Annotated in this window: 18 protein-coding genes; 6 read left to right on the top strand and 12 right to left on the bottom strand. The window is 71.1% G+C overall.

From position 1 onward, the window contains the following. Positions 1 to 13: 13 nt before the first annotated feature. Positions 14 to 1,609, bottom strand: a complete 1,596-nt coding sequence (locus EDD54_RS23180) for an ABC transporter substrate-binding protein (RefSeq protein ID WP_425374985.1) — start codon at positions 1,607 to 1,609, stop codon at positions 14 to 16. Positions 1,610 to 1,975: 366 nt separating this feature from the next. On the opposite strand from EDD54_RS23180, the gene EDD54_RS08375 reads away from it, so the two are divergent. From EDD54_RS08375 to EDD54_RS08360, 4 genes are all read left to right on the top strand, one after another. Continuing rightward, on the top strand, positions 1,976 to 2,998 hold the full coding sequence (locus EDD54_RS08375) for a sulfate ABC transporter substrate-binding protein (RefSeq protein ID WP_126541499.1): 1,023 nt from the start codon (positions 1,976 to 1,978) through the stop codon (positions 2,996 to 2,998). A gap of 107 nt (positions 2,999 to 3,105) precedes the next feature. Next, the gene (gene cysT, locus EDD54_RS08370) at positions 3,106 to 3,930 is read left to right on the top strand and encodes a sulfate ABC transporter permease subunit CysT (protein ID WP_207620256.1); all 825 of its coding nucleotides are present in this window, start codon (positions 3,106 to 3,108) and stop codon (positions 3,928 to 3,930) included. 85 nt (positions 3,931 to 4,015) lie between these two features. Then, on the top strand, positions 4,016 to 4,852 hold the full coding sequence (cysW, locus tag EDD54_RS08365) for a sulfate ABC transporter permease subunit CysW (RefSeq protein ID WP_165644784.1): 837 nt from the start codon (positions 4,016 to 4,018) through the stop codon (positions 4,850 to 4,852). Positions 4,853 to 4,866: 14 nt separating this feature from the next. Continuing rightward, a complete protein-coding gene (locus tag EDD54_RS08360) occupies positions 4,867 to 5,907 on the top strand; it encodes a sulfate/molybdate ABC transporter ATP-binding protein (RefSeq protein WP_126541501.1) in 1,041 nt (346 codons plus the stop codon). Positions 5,908 to 6,140: 233 nt separating this feature from the next. Here the strand turns inward: EDD54_RS08360 and EDD54_RS08355 are convergent, their stop codons facing one another. The 3 genes from EDD54_RS08355 to EDD54_RS08345 all read right to left on the bottom strand — a co-directional run bounded on the left by EDD54_RS08355 (position 6,141) and on the right by EDD54_RS08345 (position 8,839). Beyond that, positions 6,141 to 7,373 (bottom strand): styrene monooxygenase/indole monooxygenase family protein, encoded by a 1,233-nt coding sequence (locus EDD54_RS08355; RefSeq protein ID WP_126541502.1) that lies wholly within the window; start codon positions 7,371 to 7,373, stop codon positions 6,141 to 6,143. Between the two features lie 74 nt (positions 7,374 to 7,447). Next, complete coding sequence (locus tag EDD54_RS08350) at positions 7,448 to 8,233, bottom strand: SDR family oxidoreductase (protein WP_126541503.1); 786 nt, start codon at positions 8,231 to 8,233, stop codon at positions 7,448 to 7,450. A gap of 60 nt (positions 8,234 to 8,293) precedes the next feature. After that, the gene (locus tag EDD54_RS08345; protein WP_126541504.1) at positions 8,294 to 8,839 is read right to left on the bottom strand and encodes a flavin reductase family protein; all 546 of its coding nucleotides are present in this window, start codon (positions 8,837 to 8,839) and stop codon (positions 8,294 to 8,296) included. A gap of 122 nt (positions 8,840 to 8,961) precedes the next feature. On the opposite strand from EDD54_RS08345, the gene EDD54_RS08340 reads away from it, so the two are divergent. Continuing rightward, complete coding sequence (locus EDD54_RS08340; RefSeq protein WP_126541505.1) at positions 8,962 to 9,945, top strand: AraC family transcriptional regulator; 984 nt, start codon at positions 8,962 to 8,964, stop codon at positions 9,943 to 9,945. Here the strand turns inward: EDD54_RS08340 and EDD54_RS08335 are convergent. Beyond that, positions 9,929 to 10,858, bottom strand: a complete 930-nt coding sequence (locus tag EDD54_RS08335; protein WP_166653440.1) for an FkbM family methyltransferase — start codon at positions 10,856 to 10,858, stop codon at positions 9,929 to 9,931. The genes EDD54_RS08340 and EDD54_RS08335 overlap by 17 nt on opposite strands. Before the next feature lie 207 nt (positions 10,859 to 11,065). On the opposite strand from EDD54_RS08335, the gene EDD54_RS08330 reads away from it, so the two are divergent. Then, the gene (locus EDD54_RS08330; RefSeq protein ID WP_126541507.1) at positions 11,066 to 11,527 is read left to right on the top strand and encodes an acyl-CoA thioesterase; all 462 of its coding nucleotides are present in this window, start codon (positions 11,066 to 11,068) and stop codon (positions 11,525 to 11,527) included. A 63-nt stretch (positions 11,528 to 11,590) separates the two neighbouring features. Here the strand turns inward: EDD54_RS08330 and EDD54_RS08325 are convergent, their stop codons facing one another. The 7 genes from EDD54_RS08325 to EDD54_RS08295 all read right to left on the bottom strand — a co-directional run bounded on the left by EDD54_RS08325 (position 11,591) and on the right by EDD54_RS08295 (position 18,504). Continuing rightward, positions 11,591 to 12,040, bottom strand: a complete 450-nt coding sequence (locus EDD54_RS08325) for a cupin domain-containing protein (RefSeq protein ID WP_126541508.1) — start codon at positions 12,038 to 12,040, stop codon at positions 11,591 to 11,593. A 29-nt stretch (positions 12,041 to 12,069) separates the two neighbouring features. Next, positions 12,070 to 12,666 carry a VOC family protein gene (locus EDD54_RS08320; protein WP_126541509.1) on the bottom strand — a complete coding sequence of 199 codons (597 nt, stop codon included), beginning with the start codon at positions 12,664 to 12,666 and terminating at the stop codon, positions 12,070 to 12,072. 131 nt (positions 12,667 to 12,797) lie between these two features. Continuing rightward, positions 12,798 to 13,637 (bottom strand): ATP-binding cassette domain-containing protein, encoded by an 840-nt coding sequence (locus EDD54_RS08315; RefSeq protein WP_126541510.1) that lies wholly within the window; start codon positions 13,635 to 13,637, stop codon positions 12,798 to 12,800. Further along, positions 13,627 to 14,511, bottom strand: a complete 885-nt coding sequence (locus EDD54_RS08310) for an ABC transporter ATP-binding protein (protein ID WP_126541511.1) — start codon at positions 14,509 to 14,511, stop codon at positions 13,627 to 13,629. The genes EDD54_RS08315 and EDD54_RS08310 overlap by 11 nt, the downstream gene beginning before the upstream one ends. After that, positions 14,508 to 15,401: an ABC transporter permease gene (locus EDD54_RS08305; protein ID WP_126541512.1), complete on the bottom strand. Its 894-nt coding sequence runs from the start codon at positions 15,399 to 15,401 to the stop codon at positions 14,508 to 14,510. Before EDD54_RS08305 ends, EDD54_RS08310 begins: the two co-directional genes overlap by 4 nt. Positions 15,402 to 15,470: 69 nt before the next feature. Then, positions 15,471 to 16,478: an ABC transporter permease gene (locus EDD54_RS08300; protein WP_126541513.1), complete on the bottom strand. Its 1,008-nt coding sequence runs from the start codon at positions 16,476 to 16,478 to the stop codon at positions 15,471 to 15,473. Between the two features lie 481 nt (positions 16,479 to 16,959). After that, entirely contained in the window at positions 16,960 to 18,504 is a 1,545-nt protein-coding gene (locus tag EDD54_RS08295) for an ABC transporter substrate-binding protein (protein WP_126541514.1), read from the bottom strand. Positions 18,505 to 18,553: the final 49 nt, after the last annotated feature.

The raw sequence follows: 18,553 nt of genomic DNA, 5'->3' as shown, positions 1-18,553 counted from the left end.
CCGGAGACCGCCGTCACTCCTTGCTCACCGGCGCGACGAAGTTGTTGTCGAAGGACGGGCCGAGCTCGAAGCCCTTGACGTTGGCGCGGACCGCCGCGACCTCCGTCTGCTGGAACATGACGACGAACGGGCTGGTCGCCATCACCTCCTTCTGCATCGCCTCGTAGAGGGCGGCGCGCTTGGCGCCGTCGCGCTCGAGGATGGCGGCGTCGACCTGCTTGCCGAGTTCCGGCGTCTCCCAGGCGTTGCGCCACGCCAGCGTCTTCGACGCGGCGTCGTCCTTGTTGTCCGGGTTGGACGCGAAGGTCTGGGCGTTGGTGTGCGGGTCCTGGTAGTCCGGGCCCCAGACGCCGATGTAGATGTCGTGGGTGCGGGCGCGGTACTTGGTCAGGGTCTGCTTGCCGTCGCCCGGGATGATCTCGACCTTGATGCCGGCCTTGGCGAGCGTGCCCTGGACCGCCTCGGCGATGCCGGTGATCGGCTGGGTCGAGCGGACGTCCATGGTGACGGTGAAGCCGTCCGGCAGGCCGGCCTTGGCGAGCAGAGCCTTGGCCTTCTCGACGTCGAGCGAATAGGGGTTGTCGTTGACCGCGCCGAGGAAGCCCTTCGGCAGGAAGGCCTGATGGACCTCGCCGAGGTTCTTCATGATGGTGTCGGCGATCGCCTGGTAGTCGACGAGGTACTTCATCGCCTCGCGAACCTCGGGCTTGGCGAGGGTCGGGTTCTTCTGGTTGAGGCTGAAGTAGTAGAGCGTGCCCTTGGCCGCTTGGGCGAGTTTGACGTCCGGGTTGGCCGAGACGGCGGCGATCTGCTCGGGGCCGAGGTTGCGCGCGACGTCGATGTCGCCCTTCTCGAGCAGGAGGCGCTGGGTCGCGGTCTCGGGCACGTGGCGGTAGATCACGCGGGCGAGCGGGGCGGCGGTGCCCGAATAATTCGGGTTGCGCTCCAGCACGACGGCCTCGTTGGCGCGCCAGTCGCGGATCGAATAGGGGCCGGAGCCGGCGTAGTGGGTCTTCAGCCACTCGTAGCCGAGGTCGCCGTTCGCCTCGTGCTCCTCGACCAGCTTCTTGTCGACCACGGAGGCGACCGAGGAGGTCAGGCAGTAGAGCACGAAGGACGGGGCGTAGGCCTTGTCCATCTCGAAGGTGAAGGTGTAGTCGCCGGTCTGCTTGATCTTGTCCTTGACGTTGTCCTTGGTCAGGCCGAACTGGGAGACGATGAAGGCCGGGGACTTGTCGAGGATGATCGCGCGCTGCAGCGAATAGACCGCGTCGGCGGCGGTGATCGGGTTGCCGGAGGCGAACTTGCGGCCTTCGCGGATCTTGAAGGTGATGGTCTTGCCGTCTTCGGAGACGGTCCAGTCCTCGGCGACGACGCCGAACACCTTGGAGACGTCGTGGATGTCGTAGCCGATCAGGCGCTCGTAGGTGTTGCCGGCGATCTCGGTGGTGGAGATCTCGAAGATCTCGGCCGGATCGAGCGAGATGATGTCGTCGATCTGCCAGGCCTCGACCAGCGTGTCGGCCGGCGTGGCCGCCGCGGCGGGACCGATCAGCGCGGCGCAGACCGCCGCCGCCGACACGAAATGGCGCACTGAACGCATGAGCATGCCCGTCACCCCTGTTCGATTTTCTAGCGAGCGGACGCGAGTTTAGCCGGGCGGGCACCGCTGTCCACGTCGAAAATGAAGAATGCACGGCCCCGTGCGGCGCGCCCCGCGGGCATCGACGCGGCGCATGCGCAGCGGCGCCGACGGCGACCGGACCATTCCCGGAACCCGGGGCCGGCGAGGAGAATTTTCCGTTCCGGGTGGAAAAAACGCTGCGAAAGGAAACTTGATAAACTCGACCCATCAGATAGAGTTAGTTTCATGAGACGGGGCCGGCACGAGCCGGCGGTGCGGAACGGCCCCCTCGCAGAACGAACCACCGGCCGCGCCGCGGCCGGGAAATCCGACCCGAGGGGACGCTCGACCATGAAGCCGTTCGACTGGAAACGCCTGCTGATCGCGGCCGCGGTGGCGCTGCCGATGGCCGCGCCGGCGCTCGCCGACGTCACGCTGACCAACGTCAGCTACGACCCGACCCGCGAGCTCTACAAGGAATTCAACGCCGCCTTCGCCGCCAAGTGGAAGGCCGACACCGGCGAGACCGTGACGATCCAGACCTCGCACGGCGGCTCGGGCAAGCAGGCCCGTGCGGTGATCGACGGCCTGCCCGCCGACGTGGTGACGCTGGCGCTCGAGAGCGACATCGACGCCATCGCCGCCAAGTCCGGCAAGATCGCCGCCGACTGGCGCGGCCGGCTGCCGCACAATTCCTCGCCCTACACCTCGACCATCGTGTTCCTGGTCCGCAAGGGCAACCCGAAGGGCATCACGGACTGGGGCGACCTCGTCAAGGACGGCGTCGAGGTGGTGACGCCGAACCCGAAGACTTCGGGCGGCGCGCGCTGGAACTATCTCGCCGCGTGGGCCTGGGCCTACGGCGAGTACGGCGGCGACGAGGCCAAGATCAAGGAGTACATCGGCACGCTGTTCAAGCACGTGCCCGTGCTCGACACCGGTGCGCGCGGCTCGACCACCACCTTCGCCCAGCGCCAGATCGGCGACGTGCTGCTCGCGTGGGAGAACGAGGCCTTCCTCGCCCAGGACGAGTTCGGCGCCGACCAGTTCGACATCGTGGTGCCGCCGCAGTCGATCCTGGCGGAGCCGCCGGTCGCGGTGGTCGACGGCAACGTCGACGCGGCCGGCACCCGCAAGGTGGCCGAGGCCTACCTGAACTACCTCTACTCCGCCGAGGGCCAGACACTGGCCGCCAAGCACTACTACCGCCCGGCCGAGCCCGATCTCGTCACCGACAAGACGCTGCTCGGGAAGATCCCGCAACTGAAGCTGGTCTCGATCGACGACCCGATCTTCGGCGGTTGGAAGAAGGCGCAGCCCTACCACTTCGGCGACGGCGGCGTGTTCGACCAGATCTACAAGCCGGCGCAGTGATCCGCACCGCCGGGCCCCGCCGCGACGGCGGGGCCCGGTTCGATCGTTCGCGCGGCGATCCGACGCCGCGCCCGCGAGGGGGAAGGAAACGGGTGTCGACATTTCGATTGGTCCAGCCGAGCGTGATCCCGGGCTTTCGCCTGGCGCTCGGTTTCACGCTCGTCTACCTCGCCGCGATCGTGCTCCTGCCGCTCGCGGCGCTGGTGTGGAACGCCTCCGGCCTCGGGTTCGGCGCCATCGCCGCGCTCGCCCTCGAGGAGCGCACCTTCGCGGCGTTGAAGGTGTCGTTCCTGACCAGCTTCGCGGCGGCCGTGTTCAACGTGCCGTTCGGCGTGCTGGTCGCCTGGGTGCTGACGCGCTACTCCTTCCCCGGCCGGCGTCTCCTCGACGCGGCGATCGACCTGCCGTTCGCGCTGCCGACGGCGGTGGCCGGCATCGCCCTGACGGCGCTCTACGCCCCGAACGGCTGGCTCGGACAATACGCCCAGGCGATCGGCCTCAAGATCGCCTTCACCCCGCTCGGCATCTTCGTGGCGCTGGTCTTCGTCGGCCTGCCCTTCGTGGTCCGCACGGTGCAGCCGGTGCTGGCCGAGGTCGACCGCGAGTGCGAGGAGGCCGCGGCGACGCTCGGCGCCGGCCGCTTCCGCACGCTCCGGGCGGTGATCCTGCCGACGCTGACGCCGGCGATCCTGACCGGCTTCGCGCTCGCCTTCGCCCGTTCGGTCGGCGAATACGGCTCGGTGATCTTCATCGCCGGCAACATCCCCTACGTCTCGGAAATCGCGCCGCTGCTGATCGTCATCAAGCTCGAGGAGTTCGACTACGCCGGCGCCACCGCGGTGGCGACGATCATGCTGGCGATCTCCTTCGCGATGCTGCTCGCCATCAACCTGATCCAGGCCTGGTCCCGCCGGAGGTTCGGTCGTGTCTGACGTCGCCGTCTCGTCCTCGGCCGTGCCGCCGCCCGCGCGCACCGCCGCCGCCCCCGTCCGGGTCGCCCGCCGCCCGGCGCCACGCCTGCCGACCGAGGAGGCGCCGTGGGTCCGGCGCACGCTGATCCTCGTCGCGGTGGCGCTGCTGGCGCTGTTCCTGCTGCTGCCGCTGGTCGCGGTGTTCGCCGAGGCGCTGCGCCGCGGCCTCGGCCCGGTGGTCGAGGCGCTGACCGACCCCGACGCGCTCGCCGCGATCCGGCTGACGCTGCTGGTCGCCGCGATCGCGGTGCCGGCCAACCTCGTGTTCGGCGTCGCCGCCGCCTGGGCGGTCGCCAAGTACGAGTTCCGCGGCAAGGCCTTCCTGATCACCCTGATCGACCTGCCGTTCTCGGTGTCGCCGGTGGTCGCCGGCCTCGTCTACGTGCTGCTCTACTCCACCACCCACGGCTGGTTCGGGCCGATCCTCAACGCCGCCGGCCTGCAGGTGGTGTTCGCCGTGCCCGGCATCGTGCTGGCGACGATCTTCGTCACCTTCCCGTTCGTGGCGCGCGAGCTGATCCCGCTGATGGAGGAGCAGGGCACCACCGACGAGGAGGCCGCGCTGTCGCTCGGCGCCTCGGGCCTGCGCACCTTCCTCACCGTGACACTGCCCAACGTGAAATGGGCGCTGCTCTACGGCGTGCTGCTCTGCAACGCCCGCGCCATGGGCGAGTTCGGCGCGGTGTCGGTGGTGTCCGGCCACATCCGCGGCCTGACCAACACGATGCCGCTGCACGTGGAAATCCTCTACAACGAGTACCAGTTCGTCGGCGCCTTCGCGGTCGCCGCGGTGCTGGCGCTGCTCGCCCTCCTCACCCTCGGCCTGAAGACGCTGCTCGAGGTCCGCTTCGCGGACGAACTCGCGGCCGGCCGCCGCCACTGACGGGAGCCCTTTCGATGAAGCTCGACCTCCGCTCGATCGCCAAGGACTTCGGATCCGCCGCCGCGCTGCACTCGGTCGACCTCGAGGTCGCATCCGGGGAGCTGCTGGCGCTGCTCGGCCCGTCCGGTTCGGGCAAGACCACGCTGCTGCGCATCATCGCCGGGCTCGACTTCCCGACCCGCGGCCAGGTGCTGTTCGGCGGTGTCGACGCCAGCCTGAAGACGGTGCGCGAGCGCAACGTCGGCTTCGTGTTCCAGCACTACGCCCTGTTCAAGCACATGACGGTGGCCGACAACGTCGGCTTCGGCCTGCGCGCCCGCCCGCGCGCGACCCGGCCGGCGGAGGCCGAGATCGCCAAGCGCGTCGCGACGCTGCTCGACCTCGTCCAGCTCGGCGAGTTCGGCAAGCGCTACCCGACCCAGCTCTCCGGCGGCCAGCGCCAGCGCGTCGCGCTCGCCCGGGCGCTCGCGATCGAGCCGCAGGTGCTGCTGCTCGACGAACCGTTCGGCGCGCTCGACGCCAAGGTGCGCAAGGAACTCCGGCGCTGGCTGCGCGAGCTCCACGACAAGACCGGCCACACCACGGTGTTCGTCACCCACGACCAGGAGGAGGCGCTCGACCTCGCCGACCGCGTGGTGGTGATGTCGAACGGCCGCATCGAGCAGATCGGCAGCCCCGAGGACGTGTACGACCGCCCGGCCAGCCCGTTCGTGTTCGACTTCATCGGCGAGGCGGCGCGGATTCCGGTGGAGATCCGCGGCGGCGTCGCCCGGCTCGGCACCAACCCGGTGCCGCTGGCGCCGGGGGTGCGGGCCGCCGACGGCCGCGGGCTGCTCTACGTGCGCCCGGAGAACGTCGCCTTCGCCCGCGAGGGCGAGGGCCTGCCGGGCACGGTGGTGTCGCTGCACCGGTCGGGATCGTCGCGCCGGGTCGCGGTGCGGCTCGACGGGGCGGAGGCCGACCTCGAGGCCGTCGCCCCGGCCGGCTTCACCCCGCCGGCGGTGGGGACGCGGACGTTCCTGCGGCTCGACCGCGCGGGGCTGTTCGCGGCCTGAGGGGGCGGGGCCGGGGGCGTCGGGTGTCGGCGCTCCACAATTCTACCCTCCCCCTTGCGGGGAGGGTCGACGGCCGAAGGTCGGCGGGGTGGGGTGGCTTCCACCGCCGCAACGCAACATGCCGCGTCGAGCCCGTAGCCGGCGACCCTCCCCGGCGCTTTGCGCCGACCCTCCCGCAAGGGGAGGGTCAAAGCAGCGGTGCCGGGCCGGGGCGCCGCCGCCCTACGCCACCTTCACGCCGCGAGCTGGCCGAGGTATCGGTCGGCTTCCTCGGGGACGGCGAACCAGGGGAAGAGGTCGCGCGGTTCGTCGAAGCCGTTGGCGATGCGGCGGGCGAGGGCGGGGTGGGCCTGGGCGCTGCCCATGATCCGGAGCACGTGCGGCGGCGGGGGCTGCAGGAGCGCGTTGGTCCAGCCGACCACGAACTGCGCGTAGGCCCAATAGGCGTCGAAGGTCGCCTGCATGAAGGCGGCGTCGAACGGGCGGTCGCCGTGGGCGAGGATGGCGTCGAGGTAGATCTTGGCGGCCTTCGACGCGTTGTTGGAGCCCTGGCCGGTGATCGGGTCGTTGAGGCAGACCGCGTCGGCGAGGCCGAGCACGACCGCGCCCGAGGGCAGCCGGCCCACCGGTTCGCGCACCGTGGGCGCGAAGGCGCCGGCGAGGATGCCGTTGTCGTCGGTGAGCTCGATGGCGCGGCAGCGCTCGGCTTCCCACGGCAGGAAGGTTTCGAGGATCCGCTTGGAGGTCGCCAGATGCTCGGCCGGCGAACGGACGTCGCGCCAGCAGTCCATCGGGCCGCCGGGCAGGCCCTCGAACACCATGATCTCGCAAGGGCCGGACGTCGTCAGCGCCGGGAAGACGAAATACTCGCCGACGCCGGGGATCAGGTTGAAGCAGACCGCCGAGTGCTCCGGCCGCGGCGTCATGCCGGTGACGTAGGTGAGGGCCAGGGCGCGCTGCGGCCGGTCGAACGGCGACTTGCCGGCGTCGCGCGGGAACAGACGGGCGATGTCGCCCTTGCCGGCGGCGACGATCACGAGGTCGCTGTCGCGGGCGTAGGCCTCGAGGTCGGGAATGCCGGCCTCGGCGATGTCGAGCCGGCCGCCGCGGCGCTCGAACTCGGCCATCCAGGCGGGGATCTTGACGCGCTGGTCGACGCTACGGGCGGGGCGGTCGAGCTTGCCGTTCCAGTCGATCGCCTTGCCGGCGCCGTCGGGCGCGGGGACGCAGAAGTTGATGCTGTCGACGGTCGGGCAGGTGTCGGTCCAGAAGTCGAGGCCGACGGCCGCCTCGTTGACGAGCGCCTCGCCGAACATGCACTGGCTGGACAGGACGCGGCCGCCGTGGATCTCCTCGGCGGTACGGTTCTGGACGATGCGGACGTCGTGGCCGGCGTCGAGCAGGCCGCAGCCGAGCTGGAGCCCGGACTGGCCGCCGCCGACGATGGTGAAGCTGCGCTTGGTCATCGGGGTGTCCCTGGTTCTCTGGAAGAGGCCGACGCGGGCGGTTCTGGCGCGCCCGTCGCGGCGGAAGGGGTGGTTCACTCCATCAGGAGCGGGATGGCCGGGTCGGCGCGCTCGGGGCCCATGGCGCCGTAGCCGCCGTCGACCGCGAGGTCGGTGCCGGTGACGAAGGAAGCGGCGTCGGAGAGCAGGAAGGCGACGGCCTCGCCGACCTCGGCGGGATCGCCGGCGCGGCCGAGGAGGTGGAAGGGCTTCGCCACGGCGTCGGCCTTCTCGCGGCGGTCGTTGGTCAGCTGGCGCATGATGTTGGACCAGGTCCAGCCCGGCGACACCGCGTTGACGCGGATGCCGTCGGGGGCGAGGTCCATGGCCTGGTTGCGGGTGAGTTGGAGGATCGCCGCCTTCGAGACCGGGTAGACCCAGCGGCCGATCTGGGCGACGCGCGCCGAGATCGAGCCGAAGTTGACGATGGCGCCGCGGTTCGCCTTCAGATGCGGCCGGGCCGCCTGCATCAACATCACCGAGCCGACGATGTTGACGTCGAGCGCCTTCAGCCAATCGGCGCGGCTGGTGTCGGCGCCGTCGTCGAGATAGGTGCAGGCGACGTTGACGAGATGGTCGAGCCGGCCGGTCGCCTCGACGGTGGCGGCGACGAGGGCGGCGACGTCGGCGTCGGAGGTGACGTCGCAGGCGAGGAAGCGGGCGCCGCGGCCGATCCTCGCCGCGGCGGCCTCGCCGGCGGCGACGTCGACGTCGGCGATCACGACATTGGTGCCGTAGCCGGCGAGCGTGGCGCCGACGGCCTCGCCGATCAACGTGGCGCCGCCCGATACGATCGCCGTTCTGCCCTCGAGTCCGCGCATGTCAGATCCTCCCGTCCCGATCCGGAATGCCCCGATGGTCGGGGCGCCCGCGGCGTCCCGCTATCCGCGCGGCGAGTCCGGCTGTCCGGATCCGGCGTCGACGTCGGCATCGGCGACGCCGGCGAAGCGGCCGTCGACGTAGACGAGCGGCGCGAGCCCGGCCGGGCCGAGGACGGTGCCGACGACGGCGCCGAACAGGACGACGTGGGTGGCGAATTCGACCGCCTTCTCGAGCCGGCATTCGAAGGCGGCGACGGCGCCGGCGAGCCGCGGCGCGCCGAGGGCGCCGGCGGTCCAGTCGCCGACGGCGAAGCGCTCGTCGCCGACGTGTCCGGTGCGGCCGGCGAAGGTCTCGGCGACCGGGCGCTGGTCGCCCGTCAGGACGTTGACGGTGAAGATGCCGCTCTCCGGCGCCATTCGGCCGACGGCGCTGTCGCGGGCGATGCAGGCGATCACGGCGGGTGGGTCGACGGTCAGCGAGCAGACCGCGGTGGCGGTGGCGCCGCGGCGCTCGCCGGCGGCGTCGGCGGTGGTGACGATGGTGACGGCCCCGGCGACGCGGCGCATGCCGGTACGGAAGGCGTCCCTCGAGGCGGCGATGTCCATGGTCGACGCTTCCTCTTCGTTCAAGTTTCAACTATCATCAGTAGGGTGCCGGATTTCGGCCGGTTCTATCCGCGCGGCGAGGGAGGCTGTCCGCTTCGCGCGGGGATCCGAGGAGGGTCGCGATGACGCCGACGCCCGACCTGCCGCTCGCCCGCAACGCCGTCGTCGACACGCGCCGGCCCGACGAGGCGCGCGAGGCGATCGGGCGGATCTTCTGTCCGCATTTCCTGAGCCCGCTGGAGCGGCGCGCCGAGGGCTTCCACGCCCGCCACCACGCCGCGACCTTCGGCGACTTCTCGGTCAACTACGTCGCCTACGGCGCGACGGTGGAGATCGACCCCGGCGAACTCGCGCGTTTCTATCTGCTGCAGATTCCGCTGAAGGGCCGGGCGCGGGTGCGCTGCGGTACGCGGGTCGCCGAGGCCGAGGCGGGGCGGACGGCCTCCGTGCTGTCGCCGATGCTGGCGACGCGGATGACCTGGCAGGCCGGCTGCGAGAAGCTGATCGTGCTGGTGGAGCGCGAAGCGATGGCCGCGCGCTACGGTGCGCTCGCCGACCGGCCGGCCGCGGCGCCGGCCTTCGACACCGCAGTCGACCTCGACGGTCCCGTCGGCATGGCGCTGCAACGGCAGGCGGCGGCGCTGCTGGCGGCTGCCGACGCCGGCGCCCGGCTGCCGGCCGCCTATCTCGCCACGCTGCGCGACGGGGTGACGACGCTGATGCTGGCCGGGCTGCGGCACGACCGCACCGACGTGCTGGCCCGCCCGACGGCCGCTCCGGCGCCGGCCGCGGTGCGCCGCGCCGAGGCGTTCATCGCCGAGAACGCGGGCCGGGCGATCTCGACCGCAGACGTCGCCGCCGCGGCGGGCGTCTGCCTGCGCTCGCTCCAGGACGCATTCCGGCGGGCGCGCGGACACACGATCACCGAGGCACTGCAGGCCGCCCGGCTCGAGCGCCTGCGCGCGGGCCTGCTCGACCCCGACGGCCCGGCGCTGGTCGCCGACATCGCCTTCGCGGCCGGCTTCGGCCACCTCGGCCGCGCGGCGGCCGCCTATCGGGAGCGCTTCGGCGAGAGCCCGTCGGAGACGCTCAGGCGGCGGCGGTGAGGCGTCGGCGCGGGACGCAGAACCAGTTCATCTCGTCGAGGGCGGTGGTGTCGTAGTCGGCGGCCTCGAGGATGGCCCTGCAGTCGCTCTCCGTGGACTGATCGACCTCGAGGTGGATCGCCGGTCTCGCTTCGGACAGCACGCGGCGGGCGCCGCGCAACACGTCGACCTCGGCGCCTTCGACGTCGATCTTGAGGAGCGTCGGCGGAGCGGAGACGTCCAGGAGCCCGTCCAAGGTGATCGTCGGGACCAGGATGCGCGCGCGCTCGCCGCCCGCCTGACTGCGCCCGCCCACGCGCGTCAGATGGTTCGAGGCCCGCCCGCGCGCAGCGATCGAGAACTCGGCGAGGCCGACCGCCGAAGCCGCCGCGGCGGCGACCAGTTTCACCGCGACGCCGTTCAGGGCCATCGAGCGCTGCACCACATGGCAGAGAAACGGATCCGGCTCGACGGCGACGATGCTGCGGGCCCCTGCGCAGCCGAAGGCGAACACGCCGCAGTTGGCGCCGATGTCCCAGACGACCGACGACGGCGTCACGGTCTCCCACGCGATCCGCAGCATCCGATCGTCCAGACGGGACCTGAGGTAGCCGAGTTGGCTGTCCGGCGTGACGTAGATGGCGACCCCGTTGGGCAGTCGGCGCCTGACCATCCGGCCCCGCGCCAGGACCTCGGCGATCCGCCTGAGGAATGTTGCTCCAGCGATCATCGTCCCTCTCCGTGCCGGCCCGATGCCCCGGCGACGGGGCGGTCGCGCCGCGATGCCCTCGGCGTCGGTCGCGGCGGTCGCGAGGATGCGTCGCGCCCCGGCGACCCGGCAGTCCGTGGGTACCGCGTCACCTGGAGCGCCTTCCGACCTGACGGAATCGTCCGGTCGACGAGATACCGCACCAGATTCGATATGCTCCAGCATTCTCTCATCGACCAAGTCTTGCAGCTTGGTCGGAGAACGCCCTGGCAGCCGCATGCCCGCCGGCGGAAGGCAAATCGAACCGACGCCGCAGGGATGACCGCCGATCCCCGCCGCTTCGACCAAGCGGCCGGTTGAGTTTCGGGGCGGGTTCTGCCAAAGGTCCGCGCCACGCGGCCGCGGAGAAACGGCCGGTTTCCGGGGCGGGACATGTCGAAGATCGAGCGCATCGAGGCCGGGACGCTGCATCCGGCGCTGTGGCGGACGACGGTGAAGATCCGCTGGGGGCACTGCGACCCCGCGGGCATCGTCTACACGCCGAACTACTTCGACATTTTCAACGGCGTGGTCGAGGACTGGTACCCGGCGAGGCTCGGGCTCGACTACCACGCCTACATGCGTGACCGCCGCGTCGGCCTCGGCTACGCCCACGCCAGCGCCGACTTCCTGTCGCCCGGCTTCATGGGCGACGAGATGGAGGTGGCGGTGGTGCTGACGCGGATCGGCGGCGCCTCCTTCGCGCTGACGCTGCACGCGCTGAAGGACGGCCGCGAGGCGCTGCGCGGCCGTCTCGTGGTGGTGTGCACCGACCTCGTCGAACACAAGGCAATCGCGATCCCGGACGACCTGCGCGCCGCGCTCGAGCGCTACCGCGCCGAAACGGCGGGTTGAGGCGCACGCCCGCGGGGCTGCCGTCTCCGGGTGCCCCGCGGTCTTCGTCCGTGCTTCGCGCCGTCAGGCGTTGGCTTCCTCGGGGAGGAAGTCGACGTCGTGCTCGGCGGAGAGGCGGATGATCTCCGGGATGTCCGAGAGCTTGTCGAGGGCGCGGAACAGATCTTCGAGCTTGCCGGCCGGCGAGACCCAGAACAGGGCGCGGGCGGGGACGTCGCCCTTGTTGAAGTAGCCGTGCGGGATGCCGCGCGGCATGCGCACGAGGTCGCCGGCGCGCGCCTTGGTCCAGACGCCGTCGAGTTTCAGGTCGAGTTCGCCCTCCTGAACCAGGATGAACTCGTCCTGGGTCGGGTGCACGTGCACCGGCACGAACTGGCCGGGCTCGCTATTGGTCTCGAAGGCGAAGGTGCTGTCGCAGCTCGCCTTCGGGAAATAGACCTGCCCGAGGATGTTCCATTCGGTGCCGGCGAAGCCCTCGCCGTCGCGGGTGATGCCCTTCTCGAGATCCGCCATCGTCCTGTCCTCCCTATGGCGAGACGTTATCACTTCGCGGGGTCCTTCGGGCTCCACAGCACCGTCTCCGCCCCCTGTTCGTAGGCCATGCCCTTCGGATAGCTGATCGCCTCGAGCTGCATGCCCCAAGGCGCCTGGAAGTAGAGGATGGTCTGGCCGGCCGCCGGGCCCTGGTCGACCGGGATCGGGCCGAGGCGCGTCGCGACGCCCTTGGACTCGAGGTAGGCCTTCGCCGCGGCGACGTCGTCGACGTAGAAGGCGACGTGGAAGGCGCCGACGTCGCTGTTCTTCTGCTTCAGCGTAGTCTGGTCGGGCGCGGTGTACTTGAACAGCTCGATGTTGGAGCCGTAGCCGCAGCGCACCAGCGTGATCTCCTCGATCACCGCCTTGGCGTCGACGCCGAGGGCGTCGGTCATGAAGGTGCCCTTGTCGTCGGCGAACGGCCCGAAGGTCATCGCCTTCTTGCAGCCGACCACGTCGACGAAGAAGGACACCGCCTCCTTCATGTCCGGCACGGTGACGCCGGTGTGGTCGTGGCCGCGCATGCCGGGGATGCCCTCGGCGGCGGCGGGCAGCGACAGGGCCGCGACGAGCGCGGCGGCGAGGGGCAGGCTGGTACGGGGCATCGGTGGTCGTCCTCCTCGGCGAGACGCGGGCGATCCGTCGGGGCGACGCGAAGCCGTCCCGTCGCGCCGGAGGCCCGCGGCCCCGGTGCCGGTGTCGTGGATGTCGTCCGTTCCGCCGCCGACCGTCCGGGTCAGGCGGCGTCCTCGAAGTCGGTGCGGCGATCGAGCCAGCCCGGGTCGATCTCGGGCAGCGGCACGGCGTCGATCAGCGCGCGGGTGTAGGGGGCCTTCGGCGCGGCGAACAGCTCCTCGCAGCGGCCCTCCTCGACGATCACGCCGTGGCGCATCACGTAGACGCGGTCGCAGACGGCGCGGACGACGGAGAGGTCGTGGCTGATGAAGGCCATGGAGAGGCCCATGTCGGCCGAGAGGTCCTTGAGCAGGCGCAGCACCTGGGCCTGGGTGGAGACGTCGAGGCCGGAGACGATCTCGTCGGCGAGCACGAAATCGGGCTCCAGCACCGCGGCGCGCGCGATGCCGACGCGCTGGCGCTGGCCGCCGGAGAGTTCGTGGGGATGGCGCTCCAGCACCGCCTGCGGCAGGCCGACCTTGTCGAGCATGGCGGCGACGCGCCGGCCGGCGGAAATCGCGTCGGTGGCGAGGCCGTGCAGGCGGAGCGGGCCCTCGAGGATGCGCCGGATGGTGTGCCGCGGGTTGAGGCAGGCCATCGGGTCCTGGAAGATCATCTGCATGCGCCGGCGCAGCGGCCGGAGCGCGTCCTCGCCCATGTGCGTGACGTCGGTGCCGTCGAAGACGACGCGGCCGGCCGAGGGCTCGACGAGGCGGATCAGGGCGCGGCCGAGCGTGGTCTTGCCCGAACCGCTCTCGCCGACGATGCCGACGGTCTCGCCGCGGCCGACGCGGACGTCGACGCCGTGCAGGACGCGGGTGCCGGGCCGGTCGCCGAACAGGCCGCGGCGGGCGCCGTAGACGACCTCGACGCCGGTGGCGACGATCAGGTCAGCGGCCATGGCGCGGTTCTCCGTCGAGCGCGGCGGCCTCGCGGCGGAGCCCCGCGAACACCGCCTCGGGCACGGGCGCGAGGCCCTCCTCGGGACGGTCGTGACGCGGGCTCGCGGCGATCAGCGCGCGGGTGTAGGGGTGGGTCGGGCGCGTCAGCATCGCCTCGACCGGGCCGGCCTCGACGACGCGGCCGGTCCACAGGAGCGTGACGTCGTCGCAGATCTTGGCGACGACGCCGAGATCGTGGGTGACGAAGACGACGGCGGTGCCGTGGGCCTCCTGCAGGCCGCGGATCAGGCGCAGGATCTGCTTCTGCACGGTGACGTCGAGGGCGGTGGTCGGCTCGTCGGCGACCACCAGCTTCGGCTCCATCACGAAGGCGGCAGCGATCAGCACGCGCTGGCGCATGCCGCCGGAGAGCTCGTGCGGATAGGACCGCATCACCCGCTCGGGATCGCGGATCTGCACTTCGGCGAGCATGGCGGCGGCGCGCGCCGTCGCCTCGCGCCGGCCGAGGCCGCGGCCGACCACGAGGCCGTCGACGATCTGGGCGCCGATCCGCCGCGACGGGTTCAGCGAGGTCATCGGGTCCTGCGGGATCAGGACGATCTCGGTGCCGAGGACGCGGCGACGCTCGGCGGCGGCCATGGCGAGGAGGTCGCGACCCTCGAACAGGACGTGGCCGCCGACGACGCGCACGGTGCGCGGCAGGATGCCGAGCAGCGCCTTGGCGATCGTGGACTTGCCGGCGCCGCTCTCGCCGACGAGGCCGCGGACGCGGCCGCGTTCCAGCCGCAGCGAGACGTCGGAGAGCACCGGGGCGCCGCCGTCGCGGTCGGAGACGGCTGAGAGGCCGACGATGTCCAGGAGGGGCGCGCTCATCGCTTCATCACCGGGTCGAGGGCGCGGCGCAGGCCGTCGCCGAGCTGGTTGAAGGCGAGGACGGTGAGGAACAGCATCGTCAGCGGCGCCGCCAGCACCCACCAGCCGTGGCGGACCATCTGGCGGCCCTCGGCGATCATGCCACCCCAGGTCGGCGTGTCCGACGACACCGACAGGCCGACGAAGGACAGGATCGCCTCGACGATGACGGCGATGCCCATCTCGAGGCTGACGAGGGCGATCAGCACCGGCACCACGTTGGGCAGGATCTCCGAGACCAGGATCCGCCCGCGCGAGAAGCCGACCGAGCGGGCGGCGGTGACGTAGTCGAGGCCGGCCTGCGCCATCGTCTCGGCGCGCACCACCCGGCAGAAGCGCGTCCAGTCGATGATGACGATCGCCGCGATCACTGCCGGCAGGCCGGCCCCGATCACCGCCACCAGCAGGATCGACAGCAGCACTGGCGGGAAGGCCATCCAGACGTCGACGAGGCGGGACACCACCACGTCGATCCAGCCGCGGTACCAGCCGGCGAGCAGGCCGAGCCCGGTGCCGACAAGCGCCGCGAGGCTGGCGGCGACGAAGGCGACCGTGAGCGCGACCCGGCTGCCGTGGATCACCCGCGAGAGCACGTCGCGGCCGAGGTCGTCGGTGCCGAGGAGGTAGCCGGGCTCGGCGCCGGAAAAGCCGACCGGCGGCAGGGTGCCGAGCATCAGGTCCTGCTCGAGCGGGTCCTTCGGCGCGATCCACGGCGCGAACACCGCGAGCACCACCAGGAACAGCACGAAGCCGCCGCCGACGACGACCTTGGGATCGCGCAGCGGCGCGGGGAGGCGGAGCGGGGGTCTCGACAAGGCGGGGGCCGGTCCCTGGTGGGTGACGTCGGTCATGACTGCGCTCCGGTGGGGCGCGGCGTCGAGTAGAGCGCGCGGGCGGGGCGGAAGGGAAGGGGGCGCGCCTCAGCCATGGCGCAGCCGCGGGTTCAGGGCGGCGACCGCGAGGTCGGTCGCGAGATTGACCAGGATGAACAGCGTGCCGAACACGAGGACGAGGCCCTGGATCAGCGGCAGGTCGCGGTTGATGACGGCGTCGACGCCCATGTTGCCGATGCCGGGATAGGAGAAGATCCGCTCGACGATCACCGTGCCGCCGATCAGGAAGGTGAACTGCACGCCGGTCAGCGCCAGGGTTGGGCCGATGGCGTTGCGCAGCGCCTCCTGCAGGATCAGCCGGAGGTCCGACATGCCCTTGAGGCGGGCGAGCAGCACGTAATCCTGCACCATCGCCTCGGCGAGCGCGCCCTTCAGCACCCGCGCGATCACCGCCGCCAACGGGAAGCCGAGCGCCAGCACCGGCATCGCCATGTGCGCGAGGATGCCGAGGAAGACGTCGAAGCGGAGCGTGACGAGGCTCTCGGTCAGGTAGAAGCGTGTCGCGAAGGCGACGTCGGCGCCGGGGTCGATCCGGCCGGACAGCGGGAACACCGGGAAGACGACGCCGAGGAGGAGCACCAGCGCCAGCGCCCAGACGAAGTCGGGCACCGCCAGGAACACGCCGTTGACGGTGTCGACTACCGTCTCGCCGATCGTGCGGCGCGCCAGCGTGCCGACCACCGCCACGGTGCCGCCGAGCGCCAGCGCGAAGGCGAGCGCGGCGACGGCGAGCTCGAGCGTCGCCGGCAGCCGCTCGGCCAGGAGCTCCAGCACGTCGCGCCGCAGCGAGATCGAGGTGCCGAAGTCGCCGCCGGCGACGGCGCCGAGCCAGACCAAGAACTGCACCGGGATCGAGGCGTCGAGCCCGTAGCGGGCGCGCAGCGCCGCGACGTCGGCGGGGCTGGCGCCGGGCGCGATCATCATCGCGATCGGATCGCCGGGGACGACGCGCAAGAGCACGAACACCACCACGGCGACGCCGAAGAGCGTGGCGAGGGCCATCAGGAGACGGTTGAGGGCGGCGACGGCGAGCATGGCGGGGACGGGGGTGGGGGAGAGGGTGGGGGGAGGGGGCAGTAGGCAGTAGGGCTTCGGCAGTCGGCAGTCGGCAGTCGGCAGTCGGCAGTCGGAAGTGGGGCTTCGGCAATCGGAAGGAGAGTGTCGATTGCCGAGCGTCGGCAGTTCTGCCTCCGTCCTTCAGCCCCGTCGTCGTCCTGCGCTTCCCGCTTCCACCCGATCGACCTGCCCCCTCCCCCCTGGAGGGGGAGGGTTGGGGAGAGGGGGCAGACGCCGTGCGGCTTCCGGGTGCCCTCGCCGGCGACGTCGGCCGGCGTCGGCGCGGGTGGCCCCCTCTCCCTGTCCCTCCCCCTCCAAGGGGGAGGGGACGCGGTGGAAGGGGTACGGCGAACCGGGAAGCGGGCACGGCTTGACCTGCCGGTAGGCAATCCGCTCGGCGGTGGCGACTCCTCCGCCCGGCGATCGGGCGGAAGCGAGGCGGCCGCGTGCGCCCCGCCCGTCAGGCGCCGGGCGCGATCAGCGTCGGCTGGAGGGCGCCGGAGACGTTGGGGGTGACCTTGAGGCTCGCCTTGTAGACGACCGGCTGGACGTACTGCAGCAGCGGGATGACGTAGCCCTCTTCTGCGATGTACTTGTCGACCGCCTTCCAGCCGGCGATGCGCTTTTCCTCGTCCTTCTCGCCCCAGAGCGGGGCGATCATGGCGTCGAGGTCGTCGGTGTCCCAGACCGAGTGGGGCGAGGGGCCGAACATGGCGAAGCCGGTCGACGTGGTCGGGTCGCCGATGGCGTTGCCCCAATTGTAGAAGGCGGCCGGGGCGAGCTGGTCGGCGGCGCGCAGCTCGTAGTGCTTGGCGATCTCGTAGACCTCGATCTCGGCCTCGATGCCGACCTTGCGCCACATGCCGACGATCGCCTGGACCATCTCGTAGTCCTTCGGCTTGAAGCCGCGCGTCGTCTGGATCCTGAACTTGACCGGGTTCTCGGTCGAGAAGCCCGAGGCCTTCAGGAGTTCCTTGGCCTTCTCCGGGTCGTAGCCGACCTTGATGGAAGCGTCGTAGGCGGCGTATTCCGGCGCCTCGAGCGTGTCGATCGGCACGCCGTAGCCGAGCAGCAGCCGCTTGACGATGGCTTCCTTGTCGATGGCGTGGTGGGCGGCGAGGCGGACGTTCTTGTCCAGCATCGCGTCGACGTCGTTCAGGAAGATCATGCCGATGTCGGAGATCGGCGTCGCCGAGCCGGCGAGGCCCTCGATCTCGATCAGGCGGTCGAACTCCTCGTAGGGCACCTCGAGGGTGACGTCCGAGGAGCCGGACTCGATCTCGGCGACGCGGCTGGTGGCGTCCGGCACGAACTTGAACACCACGGTGTCGAAGGCCGGCTTGCCGCCGTACCAGTTCGGGTTGGCCTTGAGGCGCAGGAAGGCGTTGCCCTCGTAGGCGTCGACCATGTAGGGCCCGGTGCCCACGGGCTTCTTCTCGAAGCCCTCCGGCCCGACCTTCTCGTAATAGGCCTTCGGCAGCACGTAGCCGGTGAGGAAGGCCATCCACTTGAAGAAGGTCGGCTCGAAGCGCAGCACGTCGGCGGTGATCTTGTTGCCGTCGACGACGTAGTTGCCGGCGGTCGACCAGACGAATTGGATCGGGTTGCCGGTCTTCTCGTCGGCGGCGCGCTGGAGCGACCACACCACGTCCTCGGCCGTGAAGGGCGAGCCGTCGTGCCAGGTGACGCCCTCGCGCACGGTCATGTGGATCTTGGTCTTGTCCTCGTTCCAGCCCCACTCGGTGAGGAGGCCGAGGCCGGGCTGGAACGACAGGTCCGGCGCCTGGCCGACGAACTGGTCGAAGATCGAGCGGTAGATCGCCTGGATCGTCGGGTTGACCGCCGACGGACCCACGGTCGGGTCGAAGGACGGCAGGTTGACGTTGTAGGCGATGGTGAGCGTGCCGCCCTCGGCGGCGCGGGCGATGCCGCGGCCGGTGACGAGCGTGGCCAGGAAACCGCCGGCGCCCAATGCGAGCGCCTGACGACGGGACGGCGTCAGCATGGAACCCTCTCCCCTCATCTTCTCGGCCGGCATGGCGCCGGCAGACCCT

This window comes from Oharaeibacter diazotrophicus (assembly GCF_004362745.1).
Classification (GTDB): domain Bacteria; phylum Pseudomonadota; class Alphaproteobacteria; order Rhizobiales; family Pleomorphomonadaceae; genus Oharaeibacter; species Oharaeibacter diazotrophicus.
Note: the sequence above shows the minus strand (reverse complement) of the source record. Positions and strands in the feature narration are given on the sequence as shown.

Coding starts and splice junctions, on each gene's coding strand:
- EDD54_RS23180 (WP_425374985.1), bottom strand. CDS start 1,609: ATGCTCATGCGTTCAGTGCGCCATTTCGTGTCGGCGGCGGCGGTCTGC.
- EDD54_RS08375 (WP_126541499.1), top strand. CDS start 1,976: ATGAAGCCGTTCGACTGGAAACGCCTGCTGATCGCGGCCGCGGTGGCG.
- EDD54_RS08360 (WP_126541501.1), top strand. CDS start 4,867: ATGAAGCTCGACCTCCGCTCGATCGCCAAGGACTTCGGATCCGCCGCC.
- EDD54_RS08355 (WP_126541502.1), bottom strand. CDS start 7,373: ATGACCAAGCGCAGCTTCACCATCGTCGGCGGCGGCCAGTCCGGGCTC.
- EDD54_RS08350 (WP_126541503.1), bottom strand. CDS start 8,233: ATGCGCGGACTCGAGGGCAGAACGGCGATCGTATCGGGCGGCGCCACG.
- EDD54_RS08345 (WP_126541504.1), bottom strand. CDS start 8,839: ATGGACATCGCCGCCTCGAGGGACGCCTTCCGTACCGGCATGCGCCGC.
- EDD54_RS08340 (WP_126541505.1), top strand. CDS start 8,962: ATGACGCCGACGCCCGACCTGCCGCTCGCCCGCAACGCCGTCGTCGAC.
- EDD54_RS08335 (WP_166653440.1), bottom strand. CDS start 10,858: ATGCTGGAGCATATCGAATCTGGTGCGGTATCTCGTCGACCGGACGAT.
- EDD54_RS08330 (WP_126541507.1), top strand. CDS start 11,066: ATGTCGAAGATCGAGCGCATCGAGGCCGGGACGCTGCATCCGGCGCTG.
- EDD54_RS08325 (WP_126541508.1), bottom strand. CDS start 12,040: ATGGCGGATCTCGAGAAGGGCATCACCCGCGACGGCGAGGGCTTCGCC.
- EDD54_RS08320 (WP_126541509.1), bottom strand. CDS start 12,666: ATGCCCCGTACCAGCCTGCCCCTCGCCGCCGCGCTCGTCGCGGCCCTG.
- EDD54_RS08315 (WP_126541510.1), bottom strand. CDS start 13,637: ATGGCCGCTGACCTGATCGTCGCCACCGGCGTCGAGGTCGTCTACGGC.
- EDD54_RS08310 (WP_126541511.1), bottom strand. CDS start 14,511: ATGAGCGCGCCCCTCCTGGACATCGTCGGCCTCTCAGCCGTCTCCGAC.
- EDD54_RS08305 (WP_126541512.1), bottom strand. CDS start 15,401: ATGACCGACGTCACCCACCAGGGACCGGCCCCCGCCTTGTCGAGACCC.
- EDD54_RS08300 (WP_126541513.1), bottom strand. CDS start 16,478: ATGCTCGCCGTCGCCGCCCTCAACCGTCTCCTGATGGCCCTCGCCACG.
- EDD54_RS08295 (WP_126541514.1), bottom strand. CDS start 18,504: ATGCTGACGCCGTCCCGTCGTCAGGCGCTCGCATTGGGCGCCGGCGGT.